Source organism: Pseudomonas protegens CHA0 (genome assembly GCF_000397205.1).
Classification (GTDB): Bacteria; Pseudomonadota; Gammaproteobacteria; order Pseudomonadales; family Pseudomonadaceae; genus Aquipseudomonas; species Aquipseudomonas protegens.
In genome coordinates this window covers 2406522-2428367 of the sequence record NC_021237.1, presented here as the reverse complement: position 1 = coordinate 2428367, position 21846 = coordinate 2406522, and the positions used below count along the sequence as shown (strand labels likewise).

Here is a 21846-nt window from a genome sequence, read left to right as displayed (position 1 = left end):
TCACCTGGCGCAGGCCGGCGCATTCGCGGGTGTCGCCATAGGCCAGGAATACATCGAGCATCGAGGGCACGAAGTGCAAGGTGCTGATGCCCTGCTCGCGGATCACCTGGCGCAGGTAGGCCGGGTCCTTGTGCCCATCGGGGCGCGCCATCACCAGCCGTGCGCCGGTGAACAACGGCCAGAAGAACTCCCAGACCGAGACGTCGAAACTGAACGGGGTCTTCTGCAATACCGCGTCCTCGGCAGTGAGACGGTACTGCTCCTGCATCCACAGCAGGCGGTTGACCACGGCCCGGTGCTCGTTCATCGCGCCCTTGGGCCGGCCGGTGGAACCGGAGGTGTAGATCACATAGGCCAGGTGGCTCGGGGTCAGGCCGTTGAGCCGCGGGTTGACCCGGGGCTGGCGGTGCCATTGCGGCTGGTCGAGATCCACCAGGGGCAGCGCCAGGTTGCCCAGCAGCGGCCGGGTCGCGCTATCGGCCAGCAGCGCCTGGGGCGCGCTGTCGTCGAGCATGTAGGCAATGCGTTCGGCGGGGTAGCCCGGGTCGATGGGCACGTAGGCGCCGCCGGCCTTGAGGATGCCCAGCAGGCCCACCACCATGGGCAGCCCGCGCTCGACGCAGATCGCCACCCGGCTGTCGGGGCCGACGCCCAGGTGCAGCAGGTGCCCGGCCAGCTGGTTGGCCTGCTGGTTGAGCTCGCGGTAGCTCAACTGCTGCTCGCCGGCCTGCACGGCGATGGCCTCGGGGTTGCGCAGCACCTGGGTCTCGAACAGCCCGTGCAGGGTCTGTTCCAGGGGGTAGTCGCGGGCGGTGGCATTGAAGCCGTGCAGCAGCTGTTCGCGCTCGGCGGCATCCAGCAGCGGCACCTGTGCCAGCAGCATCTGTTCATCGGCCACCATGGCCTGCAGCACCCGCTGCAGGTAGCCGGCATACCGCAGCATGGTGGTTTCATCGAACAGCGCCGTGGCGTATTCCAGGCTGCCTTCGATGCGGTCCTGCACCTCCCCCAGGCTCAGGGACAGGTCGAACTTGGCGAAGTGGCTGGCCTCGTGGATGCCCTCCAGTTGCAGGTCCCCCAGCTCCAGCTGCGGGCCGTCGCCGTTCTGCCAGGTGAACAGGGTCTGGAACAGCGGGCTGTGGGACAGGCTGCGCAACGGCCGCAGGATCTCCACCACCTGCTCGAACGGCAGGTGCTGGTGAGCCTGGGCCTCCAGGGTGCGGGCGCGGACCTGGGCCAGCAGCGCCTGGACCCGGGGCGCCGCCTCCAGGTCCAGGCGCAGGGCCAGGGTGTTGACGAACAGCCCGATCAACCCTTCCACCTCGGCGCGCATGCGGTTGGCCACCGGGGTGCCGATCACCACCTCGGCCTGCCCCGAGAGCCGCCCCAGCAGCAGCGCCCAGGCGCCCATCAGGGTCATGTACAAGGTGGTGCCATGGCGCTGGCTCAGGGCTCGCAGGCCGGCGGTCAATTGCGCATCCAGGCGCACCTCGACGCTGCTGCCGGCGTAGTCCTGCTGGGCCGGCCGTGGCCGGTCGGTGGGCAGCATGAGCAACGGCGGCGCCCCCTCCAGGGCCTGGCGCCAGTACTGCGCCTGCTGCTCCAGCACCGCGCCACTGAGCCAGTGCCGCTGCCAGTGGGCAAAGTCGCTGTACTGCACCGCCAGCGGCGCCAGGGGGTCGGGCAGGCCACGACTGAAGGCCTGGTACAGCGCCACCAGTTCCCGGGTCAGCACGCCCATGGACCAGCCGTCGCTGACGATATGGTGCAGGGTCAGCAACAGCACATGGTGGTCGTCCGCCAGGCTGACCAGGCGCCCGCGGATCAGCGGCCCGCGTTGCAGGTCGAACGGCGCCGAGGCCTCGCCCTGCACCAGGGCCTGCAAGGCGTCGCTGGCCTGGGGGTGGCCCCGCAGGTTTTCCAGCAGCAGCTCCAGCCCGGATTCGGCCGGGGCGATCAGCACCTGGGCTTCGTCACCGTACTGGGCAAAGCGGCTGCGCAGGGTTTCATGGCGCGCGACGATGCGCTCCAGGGCCTGCTGCAGGGCCGCGCCGTCCAGTGGCCCGCGCAGGCGCAGGCCGATGGGAATGTTGTAGGCGGTGTTGGCCCCTTCCATCTGCGCCAGGAACCACAGGCGCTGCTGGGCGAAGGACAGCGCCAGCGGCTGGTTGCGCGGCGCCGGCAGCAGGTCCGGCAGGCTGCTGCGCTCGGCCCGGGCCAGGGCCGCGGCCACGGCGCACAGTTCGGCATTGGCGAACAGCTCGCCCAGGGCCAGCTCCACCCCCAGGCGCTGCCGCACCTGGGACAGCATGCGCATGGCCAGCAGCGAATGGCCGCCCAGTTCGAAGAAGTGATCGTGGCGCCCTACCCGCTCGACCTGCAGCAGCTCGCTCCAGATCTGCGCCAGGACGATCTCGCTGTCGCCCTCGGGGGCCACATAGTCCCGGCTCAGCAGCGCCTCCAGCGGCGGTTGCGGCAACGCCCGGCGGTCGAGCTTGCCGTTGGCGGTCAGGGGCAAGGCAGCGAGGTGCACATAGGCCGCCGGCACCATGTACTCCGGCAGTTGCTCCAGCAGGCGCCTGCGCAGCTCGGCCGGGCTCGGCTCGGCGCCGGGGGTTGCACTGAAATAGGCCACCAGCCGGGTCTGCCCCGGCTGGTCTTCCCGGGCCAGCAGCACCGCCTCGCGGATGCCCGGAAGGCGGTTGAGGCAGGTCTCGATCTCCCCCAGCTCGATGCGCACGCCACGCACCTTCACCTGGTCGTCGTTGCGCCCCAGGTAGTCGATGCGCCCGTCCGCCCGCCAGCGCGCCAGGTCGCCGCTGCGGTACATGCGTGCGCCCGGCACGGTGCTGAAGGGGTCTTCAAGAAAGCGTTCGGCCGTCAGCTCCGGGCGGTTGAGGTAACCCCGGGCCACCCCGGCGCCGCCCACATACAGCTCACCGGCGACGCCGATGGGCACCGGCCGCTGCTGCGGGTCCAGCAGGTAGATCCGTGCATTGGCGATGGGCCGGCCGATGTCCAGGGGCCCGCCGGCCAGCAGCCGCCCGGAGCTGGCCACCACCGTGGTTTCGGTGGGGCCGTAGTTGTTGACCACGGCAAAGCTCGGCTCCTGGCTGAACTGGCGCAGGCGGTCGCCGCCGATCAGCAGGGTGCGCAAGGTCGGGTGGCCCAGGCCCTGGCTGAAGGCGTATTCGGCCACCGGGGTCGGCAAAAAGCTCAGGTCCAGGGGCTGGGCCTGCCACCAGTGCAGCAGTTGGTCGAGGTCCTGGTGGCCGATACCGGCCGGCGGCAGGTGCAGGGTGGCGCCGCCGCACAGCGTCGGCCAGAGTTCCCAGGCCATGGCGTCGAAGCCGAAACCGGCGACGCTGGAGGCATGTCGCCCCGGCCCCAGGTCGAAGGCCTGGCAATGCCAGTCCAGCAGGTTTTCCAGGCTGGCATGCTCCACCATCACGCCCTTGGGCAGGCCGGTGGAACCGGAGGTGTAGATCACATAGGCCAGGTGCGCGCAGCTCATGCCCGGCACCTGAAGGTTGCCCTCGGGGCGGGCCTGCCACTCGGGCTGGTCGAGGTCCACCCGAACCATGGCCGGTTGGCCCACCAGGGCCCGGGTGCTGCCCTGCACCAGCAGCGCCAGCGGCGCGCTGTCCTGCAGCAGGTAGGCGATGCGTTCCGCGGGGTGACCCGGGTCGATGGGCACATAGGCACCACCGGCCTTGAGAATCCCCAGCAGGCCGATCACCATCCCCGGCCCGCGCTCGACGCAGATCGCCACCCGCTGATCCGGGCCCACCCCCAGCTCCCGCAAGTGCCAGGCCAGTTGGTTGGCCCGGGCATTCAACTGACCATAGCTCAGGCGCTGCGCGCCCATCTGCAGGGCCGTGGACTCGGGCTGCCGAGCGGCAAAGGCCTCGAAGCGCTGGGCCAGGGTCCGGCCCCGTAGGTAGTCCACGGCACTGGCGTTGAAATCCTCCAGCAGTTGCCGGCGCTCGGTCTCATCCAGCCACTGCACCTGGGCCAGGCATTGCTGATCGTCGGCCACCATGGCCCGCAGCACCTGCACCAGGTAGGCGGCATAGCGCTGCACCGTGGCCTCATCGAACAGCGCGGTGGCGTAGTCCAGGGTTCCGCGGATCTGCCCCTGGCTTTCTCCCAGGCTCAGGGTCAGGTCGAACTTGGCCACCGCGCTGGCCCCGGCCACACCTTCGAGTTTCAGGTCCCCCAGTTGCAGGTCCTGGGCGAAGTTGTCGACCCAGGTCAGCACCACCTGGAACAGCGGGCTGTGGGACAGGCTGCGCTGGGGCCGGACGATTTCCACCACCTGCTCGAACGGCAGGTCCTGGTGCCCCTGGGCCTCCAGGCTGCGGGCGCGGACCTGGGCCAGCAGCCCGCTCACGCTCTGCCCCGGGTCCAGGTCCAGGCGCAGGGCCAGGGTGTTGACGAAGAGCCCGATCAGCCCTTCCACCTCGGCGCGCATGCGGTTGGCCACCGGGCTGCCGATCAGCAGATCGTCCTGCCCCGAAAGGCGGCTCAGCAGCAGCCCCCAGCCGGCCAGCAGGGTCATGTAGAGGGTGCAGCCATGGCGCTGGCTCAGGGCCTTGAGCTGGTCGCTCAGGGCCCGGTCCAGCAGCAGCTCGATGCTGCCACCGCTGAAATCCTGCTGCTGCGGCCGCGGCCGGTCGGTGGGCAGCATCAGCAGGCTGGGCGCGCCGGCCAGGGCCTGGCGCCAGTAGTCGCTCTGCTGCTGCAGCACCTCGCCGCTGAGCCAGCGCCGTTGCCACAGGGCAAAGTCGCTGTACTGCACCGCCAGCGGCGCCAAGGGATCGGGCCGGCCCTGGCTGAAGGCCTCGTACAGGGCCACCAGCTCCCGGGTCAGCACGCCCATGGACCAACCATCGGCAACGATGTGGTGCAGGGTCAGGAGCAGCACATGGTGATCGTCCGCCAGGGCCAGCAGGCGCGCGCGGATCACCGGCCCCTGCTCCAGGTCGAAGGCCTGGGCGGCTTCGGCACGCACCCGCCCGGCCAGGGTCAGCGGCGCCTGGCGCAGGTCTTCCTCGTGCAGGTCCAGAGCGCTGTCCAGGGGCCCGATCAGCACCTGGGGCTGGTCCTCGACGCGCACGAAACGGCTGCGCAAGGTAGCGTGGCGGCTGACGATGGCCTGCAGCGCCTGGCGCAGCGCCGAGCGATCGAGCTGCCCGCGCAGGCCCAGGCCGATGGGAATGTTGTAGGCGCTGGCGGCACCGTCCATCTGCGCCAGGAACCACAGGCGCTGCTGGGCGAAGGACAGCGGCAGGTCGTGATCCTGCACCGCCGGGAAGATCTCCGGCAGATGGCTGCGCCCGGCGCGCTCCAGCACCGCGGCCACCGCGCTCAGCTCGGCATTGGCGAACAGCTCGCCCAGGGCCAGTTCCACCCCCAGGCGCTGGCGTACCTGGGACACCATGCGCATGGCCAGCAGCGAATGGCCGCCCAGCTCGAAAAAGTGATCCTGGCGCCCGACCCGCGGCAGGTGCAGCACCTCCTGCCAGATCGCGGCCAGGGTGGTTTCGGTGGCGCCTTGCGGGGCCTGGTATTCACGGCCAAACAGCGCCGCCTGATCCGGCGCCGGCAGGGCCTTGCGGTCGAGCTTGCCGTTGGCGGTCAGGGGCAAGGCGTCGAGCCGTACATAAGCCACCGGCACCATGTAGTCAGGCAACTGCGCCAGCAGGTGGGCGCGCAACTGCGCCACGTCCAGGGCGACATCCTGCTGCTGGGTGAAATAGGCCACCAGCCGCGGGTTGCCCGGCTGATCCTCGCGGGCCAGCAGCACCGCTTCCTGGATACCGGGGAACTGGCAAAGACGGGTCTCGATTTCCCCCAGCTCGATGCGCACGCCGCGGATCTTCACCTGATCGTCGTTGCGCCCCAGGTAGTCGATGCGCCCGTCCGCCAGCCAGCGCGCCAGGTCGCCGCTGCGGTACATGCGCGCCCCAGGCTGGTCGCTGAAGGGATCGTCGAGAAAGCGTTCGGCGGTCAATTGCGGGCGGTTGAGGTACCCCCGGGCCACCCCGGCGCCGCCCACATACAGCTCACCGGCGACGCCGATGGGCACCGGGCGCTGCTGGGAATCCAGCAGGTAAATGCGCGCGTTGGCCACCGGCCGACCGATGTCCAGCTCGCCACCGGCGTGGATCGGCCCGGAACTGGCCACCACCGTGGCTTCGGTGGGGCCGTAGTTGTTGACCAGGGCAAAGCCCTGGTCGTGGCTGAACTGGCGCAGGCGGTCGCCGCCGATCAGCAGGGTGCGCAGGCTCGGGTGGCCCTGCTCCTGGCTGAAGGTGTACTCGGCCACCGGGGTCGGCAGGAAGCTCACGTCCAGGGGCTGGGCACGCCACCAGGCGAGCAACGCATCCAGGTCCTCGCTGCCGTCCTGGGCCGGTGCCAGGTGCAGGGTCGCGCCCACACACAGCGCCGGCCAGACCTCCCAGGCCATGGCATCGAAACCGAAGCCGGCCAGGCACGAGGCCTGGCTGCCGGGACGCAGGTCGAAGGCCTGGCAGTGCCAGTCCACCAGGTTGCCCAGGGTCCGGTGCTCCACCATCACCCCCTTGGGCAGGCCGGTGGAGCCGGAGGTGTAGATCACATAGGCCAGGTTGGCCGCGCTCAGCCCCGGTACCTGGGTATTGTCCGCCGTCTGATCGAGCCACAACCGCTGGTTGAGTTCGATCACCGGCACCGCCAGGGCCGGCAGGCGCCCCAGCAGCTCGGCCTGGGTCAGCACCGCCCGCGGGCCGCAGTCCTGGAGCAGGTAGTTCAGACGCTCGGCCGGGTGGGCCGGGTCGATGGGCACATAGCAGGCCCCGGCCTTGAGAATCGCCAATAGGCCCACCACCGTTTCCAGGCTGCGCCGGGCAACTATGGCCACCCGGTCATCGGGCTGCACCCCCAGCCCGCGCAGTTGCCGGGCCAGGACATTGGCCTGTCGGTTGAGCTCGGCATAGCTCAGCGAGCGGCCCTGGTAGCAGGCCGCCAGGGCGTCTGGGGTGCGCTGCGCCTGGGCCTCGATGCGGCCATGGATAGCCTGCCCCGGGGGGTAGTCCACCGCGCTGCGGTTGAAGCCTTCCAGCACCTGCTCGCGCTCCGCCACCGGCAGGATCGGCAACTGCTCCAGGGCCAGTTGCGGCGTCTGCTCCAGGGCCTGGGCCAGGTTCTCCAGGGTGCACAGCAGGTAGCCGAGGATGCGCCGCGGGTCGACCTGGGTGCTGGCCAGCAGGGTCAGGCTGAAATCCTGCCCGAGGTCGTCGACGCTCAGGGTCAGGGGGTAGTTGGTGCGCTCCTCGGAGCTCAGGGTGCTGATCCCGGCCCAGGCGGCCTGGGCCGCGGCACTGGCCCCGGCAGCACTGTGCCGGTAGTTGAGCAAGGCGCTGAACAGCGGGGTCGGTGCGCTCACGCCGCTGCAACGCTGGGCCAGGGCCAGGGCCGCGTGTTCGTGGCGCAGCAAGGTGGTGAGCCGGGCGTGGGTGGCCTTGAGGGCCTCGCCCAGGCCCTGGCTGTCCACATCCAGGCGAAACGGCAAGGTGTTGATGAAGATCCCCAGGGCCCGCTCGGTGGCTTCGGCGCCTTGCAGGCGGCCCATCAGCACAGTGCCGAACACCACCTTGTGCTTGCCCGCCAGGGTGCCCAGCACCCGGCCCCAGGCCAGGTGGAACAGGCTGGCCGCGCTGACCCCGGCCAGCCGGGCCCGGGTCCGCAGGCGCTGGCTCAACTCGGTTGGCAGGGCCTGGGTGCATTCCTCGATGGCCCGGCCATCGCCCTGCACATCCTGCAGGCCGTAAGGCAGGGTCGGCTCGTCGATATCGCCGAGCATCTGGCGGAAGAACGCTTCGTGCTCCTGTTCGCTGATGCCCAGCCGCGCCTGGGCCACGTAGTTGCGAAACGGCATGGCCGGCCCCAGGCGCTCGGCCTGCCCGGAGAGGAAGGCCTGCATCTCGTGGCGCACCACATCCAGGGCGCTGTGGTCCAGGGCCATGTGGTGGAACAGCAGCATGGCGACGATGCGCTGCCCGGCTTCATCCCGGGCATGCACCAGGCGCAGCAGCGGCGCCTGGCTGACGTCCAGGCGATAGTGGCGGGCGTCGAAACGCGCATGCAACTGGGCCAGAACCTCACCGGCCGCAGGGTCGGTCTCGACCTCTTGCAGCTCCAGCCCGGCCTCGCGCCAGACCACCTGCATCGGCTGCTCCAGGCCATCCCAGAGCACCGCGGTGCGCAGGATGTCGTGCCGCGCAATGACCCCGCGCAGGGCCTCGGCAAAGGCTTCCAGGCGTTCCTCGCTGGCGAAGGCGAACTGCGCCTGCATCACATAGGGGTCGCCCTGCTGCGCACTGACGTGGTGGTAGAGAATGCCCTCCTGCAGGGGCGCCAGGGGATAGATGTCCTGCACGTTGGCGACCCCGCCCGGGACGCTGGCGACAATGCGCTCGATGGCCTCCTGGTCGAGGTTGGCCAGGGGCAGCATCGCCGGGGTGATGCGGCTGATGCCCGGGGTGATGCCATTGGCCGGCACCTGCACCTGCCCGGCCTTGCTCGGCGAATACTGGCCGGCGCGGATCAGCTCGATCAGCTCCGGCTTGTGCTCGCGCAAGCGGGCCAGCAGCTGCGGTTCGCTCAGGGCCTGCTTGTTGCCCTGGACCACCAACTGGTCGTCCTTGAGCACCAGTTGCACATCCTTTTCCTTCAGTGTCGCCAACAGTTCGATCACGCTCACAGGACGATCTCCATTCGTTCGGTCATGGCCGCGTAGGCCGCCAGGGTCGGCTGTTCGAACAACGCCCGGACATCGGCTTCCATGCCTAGCTCACGCATGCGGCTGATCAGGCTGACCGCCAGCAGTGAGTGCCCACCCAGTTCAAAGAAATGATCGTGACGCCCCACCCGCTCGACATTGAGCAGTTCGGCCCACAGCCGCGCCAGGGCGATTTCGGTGTCGCCCACCGGGGCCTCGTACTCGCGCACCTGGGCCGCCTCCAGCCCCGGGGCCGGCAGTTCCTTGCGCGCCAGCTTGCCGTTGGCGCTCAGGGGCAGCGCCGCCAGGTGCACGAACAGCGCCGGCACCATGAACTCCGGCAGGTGCTGCAGCAGTTGCGTGCGCAGGTGCTCGACGGGCAGGCGCCGGGCGCTGTCGTGGGTGGTGTAGTAGGCCACCAGGCGCTGGTCGCCAGGCACATCCTCGCGGGCCAGTACCACCGCCTCCTTGACCTCCTCCAGCTGGGTCAGGCGCGCCTGGATCTCCCCCAGTTCGATGCGCAGGCCGCGGATCTTCACCTGGTCGTCGTTGCGCCCCAGGTACTCGATAGTGCCGTCGGCCTGATAGCGCCCGAGGTCGCCGGTGCGGTACAGGCGCGCCCCCGGTTCCTGGCTGAACGGGTCCTTGAGGAAACGTTCGGCGCTCAACTGCTCGCGGTTCAGGTAACCCCGGGCCACCTGCACCCCGCCGATGTACAGCTCGCCCACCACCCCCAGGGGCACCGGTTGCATCTGCGCGTCCAGCAGGTAGATGCAGGTATTGGCGATGGGCTTGCCGATGGGCGTGTGGTCCGGGGTATCGGCCAGCGGGCCGCTGCAATCCCAGGCAGTGACGTCCACCGCGGCCTCCGTGGGGCCGTAGAGGTTGTGCAATGCCACCTGTGGCAGTTGCTGCTTGAAGCGCCGCACCAGGCTGCCCGGCAATGCCTCGCCGCTGCACATCACCTGGCGCAGGCCCAGGTCCTCGGCGCCCTCGCCCTGGGCCAGGAACACATCGAGCATCGAGGGCACGAAGTGCAAGGTGCTGATGCCCTGCTCGCGGATCACCTGGCGCAGGTAGGCCGGGTCCTTGTGCCCGTCGGGGCGCGCCATCACCAGGCGCGCGCCGGTGAACAGCGGCCAGAAGAACTCCCAGACCGAGACGTCGAAACTGAACGGGGTCTTCTGCAACACCGCGTCCTCGGTGCCAAGGCGGTACTGCGCCTGCATCCACAACAGGCGGTTGACCACGGCCCGGTGCTCGTTCATCGCGCCCTTGGGCTGGCCGGTGGAACCGGAGGTATAGATCACATAGGCCAGGTGCCCCGGGGTCAGCCCCTCTACTTGCGGGTTGCCCGGCGCCGGCCCGCTCCAGGCCAGCTGGTCGAGGTCCACCAGGGGCCGCGCCAGTTCGCCGAGCAATGCCCGGGTCGCGCCCTGGGCCAGCACCGCCAGGGGCGCGCTGTCGTCGAGCATGTAGGCGATGCGTTCGGCGGGGTAGCCCGGGTCGATGGGCACATAGGCGCCGCCGGCCTTGAGGATCGCCAGCAGGCCGACCACCATTTCCAGCCCGCGCTCGACACAGATCGCCACCCGGCTGTCGGGGCCGACGCCCAGTTGCAGCAGGTGCCCGGCCAGCTGGTTGGCGCGCCGGTTGAGTTCGCCGTAGCTCAGCTGCTGCTCGCCGGCCTGCACCGCAGTGGCCTCGGGGCTGCGCCGTACCTGGGCCTCGAACAGCCCGTGCAGGGTCTGCTCCAGGGGGTAATCCACGGCCGTGGCGTTGAACCCTTGCAGCAGGTGCTGACGCTCCTGCGGCGGCAGGATCGGCACCTCGCGCAGGGGCCGCTGCGGCGCCGTCTCCAGGTTCTCCACCAGGGCCAGCAGGGCCTGCTGCATGTAGCCGCAGATACGCTCGGCACCGATCCGCGCCAGGGTCATGGCGGTGAGACGGAACCCCTGGCCCAGGTCGTCGACGTTGAGGCTCAGGGGGTAGTTGGTGCGCTCCTCGCTATGCAGGGTCTCGATGCCCTGCCAGGCCTGTTGCACGGCCTGGCTCGGCACCCCGTCGCTGCCGTGGCGGTAGTTGAGCATGGCACTGAACAGCGGCAGCGGCGCGGCCACCCCGCTGCAACGCTGGGCCAGGGCCAGGGAGGCGTGTTCATGACCCAGCAAGGCACTGAGCCGGGCGTGGGTGTCCTTGACCGCGGCACGGCTGCCACGCGCATCCAGGTCGACCCGCAGCGGCAAGGTGTTGATGAACATGCCCAGGGCCCGGTCGGCGCCCTGCCCGGCGCTCAGGCGCCCCAGCAGCACGGTGCCGAACACCACCCGGTCCTGGCCCGAGGTGACGCTCAGGACCCGGGCCCAGGCCAGGTGGAACAGGCTCGCCGCACTCACCCCCAGCAACCGGGCCTGGGTTCGCAGGCGCGCACTCAGTGACGGCTCCAGGGCCTGCTGGCGCTCTTCAATGGCATCGCCATCGCCCTGCACGTCCTGCAGGCCGAACGGCAGGGTCGGCTCATCGATATCGCCGAGCATCTCGCGAAAGAATGCCTCGTGCTCTTCACGGCTCACACCCAGGCGCGCCTGGGCCACGTAGTTGCGATAGGGAATCGCCGTGCCCGCGGGCGACTGCCCCAGCAGGCAGGCCTGGATTTCCTCGCGCACCACCTCCAGGGCGGTGTGGTCCAGGGCCATGTGATGGAACAGCAGGATGGCGACGATGCGCTGGCGGGCCGGGTCCTGGGCATACACCAGGCGCATCAGCGGCGCCCGGGTCAGGTCCAGGCGCAGGTGCCGGGCATCGAAGCGCGCCTGCAGTTGCTCCAGGACCTCGCCCTGGGCGGGGTTCGCTTGCACCTCTTGCACCTGCACCCCTGCCTGGCGCCAGACCACTTGCAGCGGCTGCTTCAGGCCTTCCCAGAGCACCGCGGTGCGCAGGATGTCGTGGCGCTCGACCACCCGCTGCAGGGCTGCGGCGAAATCATCCAGGCGTTGCCGGCTGGCGAAGGCCAGCTGCGATTGCAGCAGGTAGGGGTCGCCCTGCCGGGCACTCAGGTGGTGATAGAGAATGCCCTCCTGCAACGGCGCCAGGGGGTAGATGTCCTGCACGTTGGCCACGCCGCCGGGCACGCTGGCCACCACTCGGTCGATGGCTTCCTGCTCCAGTTCCACCAGCGGCAGCAGGTCCGGGGTGATGCGCGGGCAATCCGCGGTGATCCGGTTGGCCGGGACCGCGACCTCGCGGCCACTGCCCACCGCAGCCGCCAGCGCAGCCAGGGTCGGCTGGCCGAACAGCACCCGCACGTCGGCGTCCAGGCCGATCTGGCGCATGCGTTCGATCAGGCTCACCGCCAGCAGCGAATGCCCGCCCAGTTCGAAGAAGTGATCATGGCGCCCCACCGCCTCCACCTGCAGCACCTCGCTCCAGATCCGCGCCAGGGCCTGTTCCACCTCGCCTTCGGGGGCCACGAATTCCCGGTTCAGCCAGGCCTCTTCCCCCGGCGGTGGCAGGGCCTTGCGGTCGAGCTTGCCGTTGGCGGTCAGGGGCATGGCCGGCAGGCGCACATAGGCCACCGGCAGCATGTAGTCCGGCAGCCGGCCTTGCAGGTGGTCGCGCAGGTCTTCGGCGGCGGCTTGCACGCCCTCGGTACGGGAAGTGAAATAGGCCAGCAGGCGCCCCTCGCGGACCAGCACCAGGGCTTCCTTGAGGGCCGGATGGGTGAGCAGCGCCGCCTCGATTTCCCCAGGTTCGATGCGCATGCCGCGCACCTTCACCTGGTCGTCGTTGCGCCCCAGGTAGTCGAGGTTGCCGTCGGCGCGCCAGCGGGCCAGGTCACCGGTGCGGTACATGCGTGCCTCGGGCTCGGCGCTGAAGGGGTCGTTGAGAAAGCGTTCAGCGGTCATTTGCGGGCGGTTGAGGTAACCCCGGGCCACCCCGGCCCCGGCCACATACAGCTCGCCACTGACCCCCTGGGGCACCGGGCGCTGCAGTTCGTCCAGCAGGTAGAGCCGCGCATTGGCCACGGGCCGGCCGATATGCAGGGCGCTACCGGCCTCGATCCGCCCGGAGCTGGCCACCACCGTGGCTTCGGTGGGGCCGTAGTTGTTGATCACTGCAAAACCCGGGTCGGCGGCGAACTGGCGCAGGCGGTCGCCACCGATCAGCAAGGTGTCCAGTGTGGGGTGGCCGAGCCCCTGGCTGAAGGCGTATTCGGCCACCGGGGTCGGCAGGAAGCTGACATCCAGGGGCTGGGCGCGCCACCAGTGCAGCAGCGCTTCGATATCCTGGCTGCCCACATCGGCGGGCGGCAGGTGCAGGGTCGCGCCGCTGCACAGGGTCGGCCAGACCTCCCAGGCCATGGCGTCGAAGCCCAGGCCGGCGACGCTGGAGCTGTGCCGCCCCGGGCCCAGGTCGAAACTCGCGCAGTGCCAGTGCACCAGGTTTTCCAGGCTCTGGTGCTCCACCATCACGCCCTTGGGCAGGCCAGTGGAACCGGAGGTGTAGATCACATAGGCCAGGTGCGCCGGGGTCAGGTGCGGCAGCAGCGGGTTGCCCAGCTCGGCCTCCTGCCAGGCAACCCCATCGAGATCGATCGACACCACCGCAAGGCTGCCCGGCAGCTCGCGGGTGGCGCTTTGCACCAGCACTGCCAGCGGCGCGCTGTCCTGCAGCAGGTAGGCAATGCGTTCGGCCGGCAGGCTCGGGTCGATGGGCACATAGGCCGCCCCGGCCTTGAGGACCGCCAGCATGCCCCGCAACAAGTGCGGCCCGCGTTGCAGGCACAGGGCCACGCGATCGTCTGGGTGCACGCCCAACTCCAGCAGTTGCCGGGCCAGCTGATTGGCCTGCTGGTTGAGCTGGCGGTAGCTCAGGCGCAACGGCCCCTGTACCAGCGCCACAGCGTCGGGAGCCTGTGCCGCTCGCGCCTCGAACATCCCGTGCAGGGTCTGCCCGCGGGGGTAGTCGGCGGTGCTGGCATTGCAGCCCTCCAGCAGTTGCTCGCGCTCTTGTGGCGGCAGCACCGAGCACTGTTCGAGGGCCGCCTGCGGGTTGTGTTCCAGGGCCTGGGCCAGTTGCTCCAGGGCACTTTGCATATAAGCGCCGACACGCTGCGCACCGATTCCGGCCTGGGCCAGCAGCGCCAGGCTGAAGCCTTCGCCCAGGTCATCGACGCTGAGGCTCAGCGGGTAGTTGCTGCGCTCCTCGCCCCCCAGCAGTTCGACGCCCTGCCAGATATCCAGGCCGTCCGGCGCCGCCGTGTTCGGCACGCTGTGGCGGTAGTTGAGCAAGGTGTTGAACAGTGGCGCGCCGGCCGCCACCGCGCTGCTGCGCTGGGCCAGGGCCAGGGAGGCGTGCTCATGGCCGAGCAAGGCGCTGAGCCGGGCGTGGGTGGCCTTGACCGCGGCATGCACGCTGCCCTGCACATCGACCCGCAGCGGCAGGGTATTGATGAACACCCCCAGGGCGCGGTCGGCGCCCGCGCCGCCCTGCATGCGGCCCATCAGCACGGTGCCGAACACCACCTGGCGACGGTTGGCCAACTGCCCCAGCACCAGGCCCCAGGCCAGGTGCATCAGGGCCGCGGCGCTCACCCCCAGGTGCCGCGCCTGTTGCCGCAGGCGCCGGCTCAGGGCCTCGGGCAGCACCAGCTCGGCCTCTTCGATACCCAGGCCGTCACCCTGTACATCCTCTACGCCGAAGGCCAGGGTCGGCTCGTCGATGTCCCCGAGCATGTCGCGAAAGAACGCCTCGTGTTCCGCCTGCCCGGCACCCAGGCGTGCCTGGGCCACATAGTTGCGGTACGGCACCGGTGTGCCCAGGTGCTGCGCGCGGTCGAACAGCAGGTCGCGCATTTCCTCGCCGATCACCTCCATGGCGGTGTGATCCAGGGCCAGGTGGTGGAACAGCAGGATCGCCGGCACCCGCTGCTGCCCGGGCTCTCGCGCATAGACCAGGCGGATCAGCGGCGCCTGGGCCAGGTCCAGGCGCCAGTGACGGGCGTCGAAGCGCTGCTGCAACTGCGCCAGCAGGTCACCCTCGGCCGGGTCCAGGTGCTGTTCCTCGACCCGGAGCTCGGCATGGCGCCAGACCACTTGCAGCGGTTGCGGCAGGCCTTCCCAGAGCACCGCAGTGCGCAGGATGTCATGGCGCGTGATGACCTGCTGCAGGGCCCCGGCGAAACGCTGCAGGCGCTCCAGGCTGTCGAAGGCCAGGCGCGATTGCAGCAGGTAGGGGTCGCCCTGCCCGGCGCTCAGGTGGTGATAGAGAATGCCCTCCTGCAACGGCGCCAGGGGGTAGATGTCCTGCACATTGGCCACGCCGCCCGGCACGCTGGCCAGCACCCGGTCGATGGCCTCCTGGTCCAGTTCCACCAGGGGCAGCAGGTCCGGGGTGATGCGCGGGCAATCAGCGCTGATGAGGTTGGCCGGCACCTGCACTTCCCGGCCGCTGCCCACGGCATCGGCCAGGGCGGCCAGGGTCGGCTGGCTGAACAGCACCCGCACATCGGCGCTCAGGCCGATCTGGCGCATGCGCTCGATCAGGCTCACCGCCAGCAGCGAGTGCCCGCCCAGTTCGAAGAAGTGGTCGTGGCGCCCCACCTGCTCCACCTTGAGCAGCTCGCTCCAGATCCGCGCCAAGGCGATTTCCACCTCGCCCCGGGGGGCGACGAATTCACGGCTGAGCAAGGCCGACGGGGCCGGCGCCGGCAGCGCCTTGCGGTCCAGCTTGCCGTTGTTGGTCAGGGGCAAGGCCTGCAACTGCACGTAGGCCAGGGGCACCATGTAGTCCGGCAGTTGCTGCTGCAGGGCCGCGCGCAGGGCTTCGGCCGGCAGCGGCGCGGCGTCCGCCTGCAGGGTGTAGTAGGCCACCAGGCGCTTGTCCCCGGGCTCGTCTTCCCGGGCCAGGACCACGGCCTCCTTGACCCCGGCGCAGGCAGTGAGGCGCGCCTCGATTTCCCCCAGTTCGATGCGCAGGCCACGGATCTTCACCTGATCGTCGTTGCGCCCCAGGCATTCGAGCAGGCCGTTGCCCAGCCAGCGGCCAATGTCCCCGGTGCGGTACAGCAAGGCCCCGGGCTGTTCGCTGAAAGGGTCGCGGATAAATTTCTCGGCGTTGAGTTCGGGGCGGTTGAGATAACCCAGGGCCACGCCGTCGCCGCCGATCACGATCTCCCCCGGGGCACCGATGGGCAGCGGCCGCTGCTGGGCGTCCAGGACATACACCCGGGTGTTGCCGATCGGCCGGCCGATGGGCACGTGCTCGGCGTCATCGGCCAGGGCGGTGACTTCATGGGTGGTGGCGTAGGTGGTGGTTTCGGTGGGGCCGTAGCAGTGCACCAGGCGCAGCCGCGGCGCCAGCGCCAGCAGGCGGCGAAAGGCCGCCGGGTCGGCACGCTCGCCGCCGCAGAGGAGAATCCGCAGGCCCTTGAGGGCCTCGGGAATCAGTTGCACGTACTGGTTGAACAGCGCCGTGGTGACAAACAGCACCGTGGCCCCGGCCGTGCTCAGGGCCCGGCCGAAACGCGCAGGTTCCAGCAGGGTGTAGTGATCGATCACCAGCACCCGGCCGCCATTGAGCAAGGCGCCCCAGACATCCATGGTGCTGGCGTCGAAGGCCGGGTTGGAGGCGAACGCCACCCGGTCCTCGGGGTTGAAGTCGGCATAGCCGTTGTTGAGCACCAGGCGGCTGATGGCCCGGTGCGGCACCTGCACGCCCTTGGGCACGCCGGTGGAGCCGGAGGTGTACATGATGTAGGCCACGGTCTCGGACGACTGCGCCAGGTCCGGGTTGTGCCCGGGCAATGGCGCCAGTTGCAGGCGGTCCAGGTCGACCCTTCTGGCCGGGCACGCAAGCACCTGGTCGCTGCGGCTGAGCAGCAGCACGCTGGCGCTGTCTTCCACCATGAAGGCCTGGCGCTGGGCCGGGGCGTTGATATCCAGGGGCACATAGGCCGCGGCGCATTTGCAGACGGCCAGTTGGCTCACCAGCAGGTCCAGGGACCGGGGCAACAGGATCGCCACCCGGTCGCCGGGCTGCAGCCCGAGCTCCAGCAGGTGCCGGGCCAACTGGTTGGCCCGGGTATTGAGCTCGCCGTAGCTGAGCTGCGCCTGGCCTTCGACCGCCGCCACCCGCTGCGGGTGGGCCTGGGCCTGGGCCTCGAACAGCCGGTGCACGGTGTGCTGGCGCGGGTAGTCGCGGGTGCTGGCATTGAACTCCAGCAATACCTGGCGGCGCTCGGCCGCCGGCAGTACCGGGATGTTCTCCAGGGCCAGGGCCGGGGTCTGCTCCAAGGCCTGGGCGAGGTGTTCCAGCACGCACTGCAGGTAGCCACAGACCCGATCGCCGTCCACCTGCGCCACGGCCTGCACGGTCAGGCGCAGGCCCTGGGCGTCATCGTCGATATTCAGCGCCAGGGGGTAATTGCTGCGCTCCCGGGAGTCGAGCACGCGGATCCCCTCCCAGCTCGCCGGCCCCTGCTGCGCGGCGTCGGCAGCGCTGTGGCGGTAGTTGAGCAGGCTGTTGAACAGGGGCAGCGATGCCGGCACGCCGCTGCAGCGCTGGGCCAGGGCCAGGGAGGCGTGCTCGTGGCCCAGCAATCGGGCCAGCCGGGCGTGGGTGGCGCGCAAGGCCTCGGCCACACCCTGCTCCCCGACACTGACCCGCAACGGCAAGGTGTTGATGAACATGCCCAGGGCCCGGTCGGCACCGGCGCCGCCCTGCATCCTTCCCAGCAGCACGGTGCCGAACACCACGTCATCGCGGCCCGCCAGTTGCCCCAGCACCCGGCCCCAGGCCAGGTGCAGCAGGCTGGCCAGGCTCACTCCCAGGTGCCGCGCCTGCTCTCGCAGGCGCCGGCACAGCGCCGGGTCGAGGCGCAGTTGACGCTCCCGGATGCCGCTGCCGTCGCGCTGCACGTCCTGCAGGCCGAAGGCCAGGGTCGGCTCGTCGATGTCCGCCAGCATCTCGCGGAAGAACGCCTGGTGCTGCTCCTCGCCATGGCCCAGGCGCGCCTGGGCCACATAGTTGCGGTACGGTGCCGGCGCCGGCAACTGCGCGGCGGCGCCCTGCAGCACCGCGCTGATCTCCTCCACCAACACCTCCAGGGAGCTGTGGTCCAGGGCCAGGTGGTGGAACAACAGCAGGCCCAGCCAGCGCTGCTGCCCCGGGTCCGCGGCGCAGGCCAGTTGCAGCAGCGGCGCCCGGCTCAGGTCCAGGCGGTAGCGACGGGGGTCGAAACGCGCCTGCAGCTGCTCCAGCACCGGGCCCTGGGCCGGGTCCGTCTCGACCACCTGAATGTCCAGGGGCGCCTGGCGCCAGACCACCTGCACCGGCTGTTCCAGGCCTTCCCAGGCCATGCTGCTGCGCAGGATGTCGTGGCGCGCGATGACCTGCTGCAAGGCCAGGGTGAAGGTTTGCAGGGCGTCTTCGCCGGCAAATTCGAACTGCACCTGGAGCACATAGGGATCGCCCTCGGCGCTGCTCAGGTGGTGATAGAGGATCCCCGCCTGCAAGGGCGCCAGGGCATAGATGTCCTGGACGTTGGCGGCGCCGCCGGGCACCCGCGCCAGCAGCCGGTCGATGGCGGCCTGATCGAGGTCCGCCAGGGGCAGCAGGTCCGGGGTGATGTGGCGGCAATCGGCGGCGATGCGGTTGGCCGGCACCTGCACCTCGCGCTGCCCGCCCACGGTCGCCGCCAGGGCGGCCAGGGTCGGCTGGCCGAACAGCACCCGCACATCGGCGCACAGGTCCACCTGGCGCATGCGCTCCATCAGCTTGACCGCCAGCAGCGAGTGCCCGCCCAGCTCGAAGAAGTTGTCCTGGCGCCCGACCTGCGGCAAGCCCAGCAGCTCTTGCCAGATCGTCGCGATGGCCTGTTCCACCTCGCCCTGGGGCGCTGCATATTCACGCCGGGCCAGGGCCTGGCTGTCCGGCGCCGGCAGGGCCTTGCGGTCGAGCTTGCCGTTGGGGGTCAGGGGCCAGGCCTGCAACGTCACGAAGGCGCTGGGCAGCATGTGCTCGGCCAGGCTCTGTTGCAGTTGCTCGCGCAGTTGCGCAGCGCTGGCAGCGGCCCCCGGCCGGGGGATCACATAGGCCACCAGGCGCTTGTCCCCCGGGGTGTCTTCCCGGGCGATCACTACCGCTTCGCGCACGCCGTCGCAGGCCGCCAGGCGGGCCTCGATCTCCCCCAGCTCGATGCGAAAGCCGCGGATCTTCACCTGGTCATCGTTGCGCCCCAGGTACTCCAGGCTGCCGTCGCTGCGCCAGCGCGCCAGGTCGCCGGTCTTGTACAGCCGCGCCCCCGGCTCGTGGCTGAAGGGGTCGGCGATAAAGCGCTCGGCGGTCAGCTGATCGCGGTTGAGGTAGCCCCGGGCAACCCCGGCGCCGCCCACATACAACTCACCCACCACGCCGCTGGGCAGCGGCTCGCGGTGGGCATCGAGCACATACAGTTGCAGGTCGGGAATGCGCCGGCCGATGGGGCTGCTGCCCACCAGCTGGGCATCCGCCGCCTGCAACGGGCGATAGGTCACGTGCACCGTGGTTTCGGTGATGCCGTACATGTTCACCAGCTGGGTGCCGACGTTTTCCAGGTGGGCATACCAGGGCTTGAGCATCCCCGGTTCCAGGGCCTCGCCGCCGAAGATCACCTGGCGCAGGGAGTGCTTGAGGGGGCTCTGGTCCTGGGCCGCGATCAGCGAACGGAAGGCGCTGGGGGTCTGGTTGAGGATGCTCACCCGGGCTTCGCAGAGCAGCCGGTAGCAGTCATCCGGCGAACGGCTGACGGCCTGGGGCACCACCAGCAACTGGCCGCCATGCACCAGCGCCCCCCAGATCTCCCACACCGAGAAATCGAAGGCGAAGGAATGGAACAGCGCCCACACGTCCCGCCAGTTGAAGTCGAACCAGTCGCGGGTGGCGCTGAACAGCCGGGCCACGTTGCGGTGCTCCACCATCACCCCCTTGGGCAGGCCGGTGGAGCCCGAGGTGTAAATCACATAGGCCAGGTGGGCCGGGGTCAGCCCCGGCACTTCGGGGTCCTCCTGGGCTTCATGGGCCAGGGTGCGGCTGTCGAGGTCGATCAGCGGCACCCGCAGGTCGGCCACCAGGGACTGGGTGCCGGCCTGCACCAGCAGCGCCACCGGGTCGCTGTCCTGCAGGGTGTAGGCGATGCGCTCGCGGGGGTAGGCCGGGTCGATGGGCACGTAGGCGCCGCCGGCCTTGAGGATGCCCAGCAGGCCGACGATCATTTCCACGCCGCGCTCGACACAGATCGCCACCCGCTGGTCCGGGCGTACACCCAGCGCCAGCAAACGGTGGGCCACCTGGTTGGCGCGCCGGTTGAGCTCGCCGTAGCTCAGCCGCAGCTCGCCGAACAGCAGCGCCGGGGCCTCGGGCTGGACCCGGGCCTGGGCTTCCACCTGCTGGTGGATCAGCGGGCTGTCCGGGTAGTGCCCCAGCGGCGTGTTCAGGCCCTGCAACAGGTAGCGGCGCTCGCTGGCCGGGAGCATCTCCAGGCTGTACAGCGGTGCCTGCGGAGTGCTCTGCAAGGCCAGGGCCAGGCTCTCCAGGGCGGTCAGCAGGTAGCCGGCGATGCGCTCGGCGCCCAGTTGCCGATCCACCAGGGCGGTGATGCAAAAATCCTCTCCCAGGTCATCGATGTTGATGGTCAGCGGGTAGTTGGTGCGTTCTTCGGCGCCCAGCACCTGGATGCCCGGGGCCACCTCCTGCACCTGGGCGCCATCGGCGGCGTGGCTGTGGCGGTAGTTGAGCATGGCGCTGAACAGCGGCGTCGGCGCACTGACCCCGCTGCAGCGCTGGGCCAGGGCCAGGGACGCATGCTCATGGGCGAGCAAGGCACTGAGCCGCTGATGGGTGGCCAGGACCCCGGCGCGCACGCCCTGGGCGCCGACATCCACCCGCAGCGGCAAGGTGTTGATGAACATGCCCAGGGCCCGCTCGCCGCCTTCGCCGGCCTCCATGCGGCCCAGCAGCACGGTGCCGAACACCACCGCTTCGCGCCCCGACAGCTGGCCCAGCACCCGGGCCAGGGCCAGGTGCATCAGGCTGGCGCTGCTCACCCCCAGTTGCCGGGCCTGGGCCCGCAGGCGCTGGCTGAGCTCGCGGTCCAGGGTCAGCCGGGCCTCTTCGATCACCCGCCCGGCGCCCTGCACATCCCCCAGGCCGCACGGCAGGGTCGGCTCGTCGACATCGCCGAGCATCTCGCGAAAGAAGCGCTCGTGGGCCGCCTCGCTGCGGCTTGCCAGGGCCTGGGCCAGATGGTTGCGAAACGGTACCGGGGCCGGCAGGCGCTCGCTGTGCCCTTGCAGGCGGGCGTGGATTTCCTGGCGTACCAGGTCCAGCGCGGAGTGATCCAGGGCCAGGTGATGGAACAGCAGCAGCGCCACCTGGCGCTGGTTGGCCGGGTCCTCGGCGTGCACCAGGCGCAGCAGCGGCGCCTGACGCAGGTCCAGGCGAAAGTGCCGGGAGTCGTAGCGGGCCTGCAGCTGGCCGAGCACATCGCCGTCGGCCGGGTCCAGCGCCACGGCCTCGATCACCAGCGGCGCCTGGCGCCAGACCACCTGCAACGGCTCATCCAGGCTTTCCCAGGCGATGGCGGTACGCAGGATGTCGTGGCGGTCGATGACCCATTGCAAGGCTTCGACGAAGGCTTGCCGTCGCTCGGCACTGGCAAAGGCGAAGCGCGCCTGCAGCACATAGGGGTCGCCCTGGGCGGCGGACAAATGGTGATAGAGCATGCCCTCCTGCAGCGGCGCCAGGGGGTAGATGTCCTGCACGTTGGCGGCGCCACCAGGCACTGCGGCGACGATACGCTCGATGGCGGGCGGGTCCAGCTGCACCAGGGGCAGCATGTCCGGGGTGATCCTGAAGGCCGGGCTCAGCCAGCTGCCGCCCTGGCCGTCGAGCAGTTCCAGGAGCCGGGCCTTGTGCTGCACTAGGCTGTCCCAGAGCCCGTCGTCCAGCGCCTCGTCATCGCCCTGGACGAGCAGGTCCTCCTGTTCCCGTTGAAGACGGATCGCCAGGGTCGAAAGCACTGCCATCAATTCGCTGAACTGCAT

General features: G+C 70.0%; 2 protein-coding genes (1 of these 2 cut by a window edge). Both read right to left on the bottom strand.

Translation table 11 applies throughout. The features are described from left to right. A protein-coding gene (gene ofaC / locus PFLCHA0_RS10965; protein ID WP_015634935.1) for an orfamide A non-ribosomal peptide synthetase OfaC crosses the window boundary here: on the bottom strand, positions 1-8746 show its 5' portion. The gene continues 5960 nt to the left of window position 1, outside the view; only the first 8746 of its 14706 coding nucleotides appear in the window; its start codon is at positions 8744-8746; its stop codon lies beyond the left edge, outside the window. Next, positions 8743-21846: an orfamide A non-ribosomal peptide synthetase OfaB gene (gene ofaB / locus PFLCHA0_RS10960; RefSeq protein WP_015634934.1), complete on the bottom strand. Its 13104-nt coding sequence runs from the start codon at positions 21844-21846 to the stop codon at positions 8743-8745. The genes ofaC and ofaB overlap by 4 nt, the downstream gene beginning before the upstream one ends.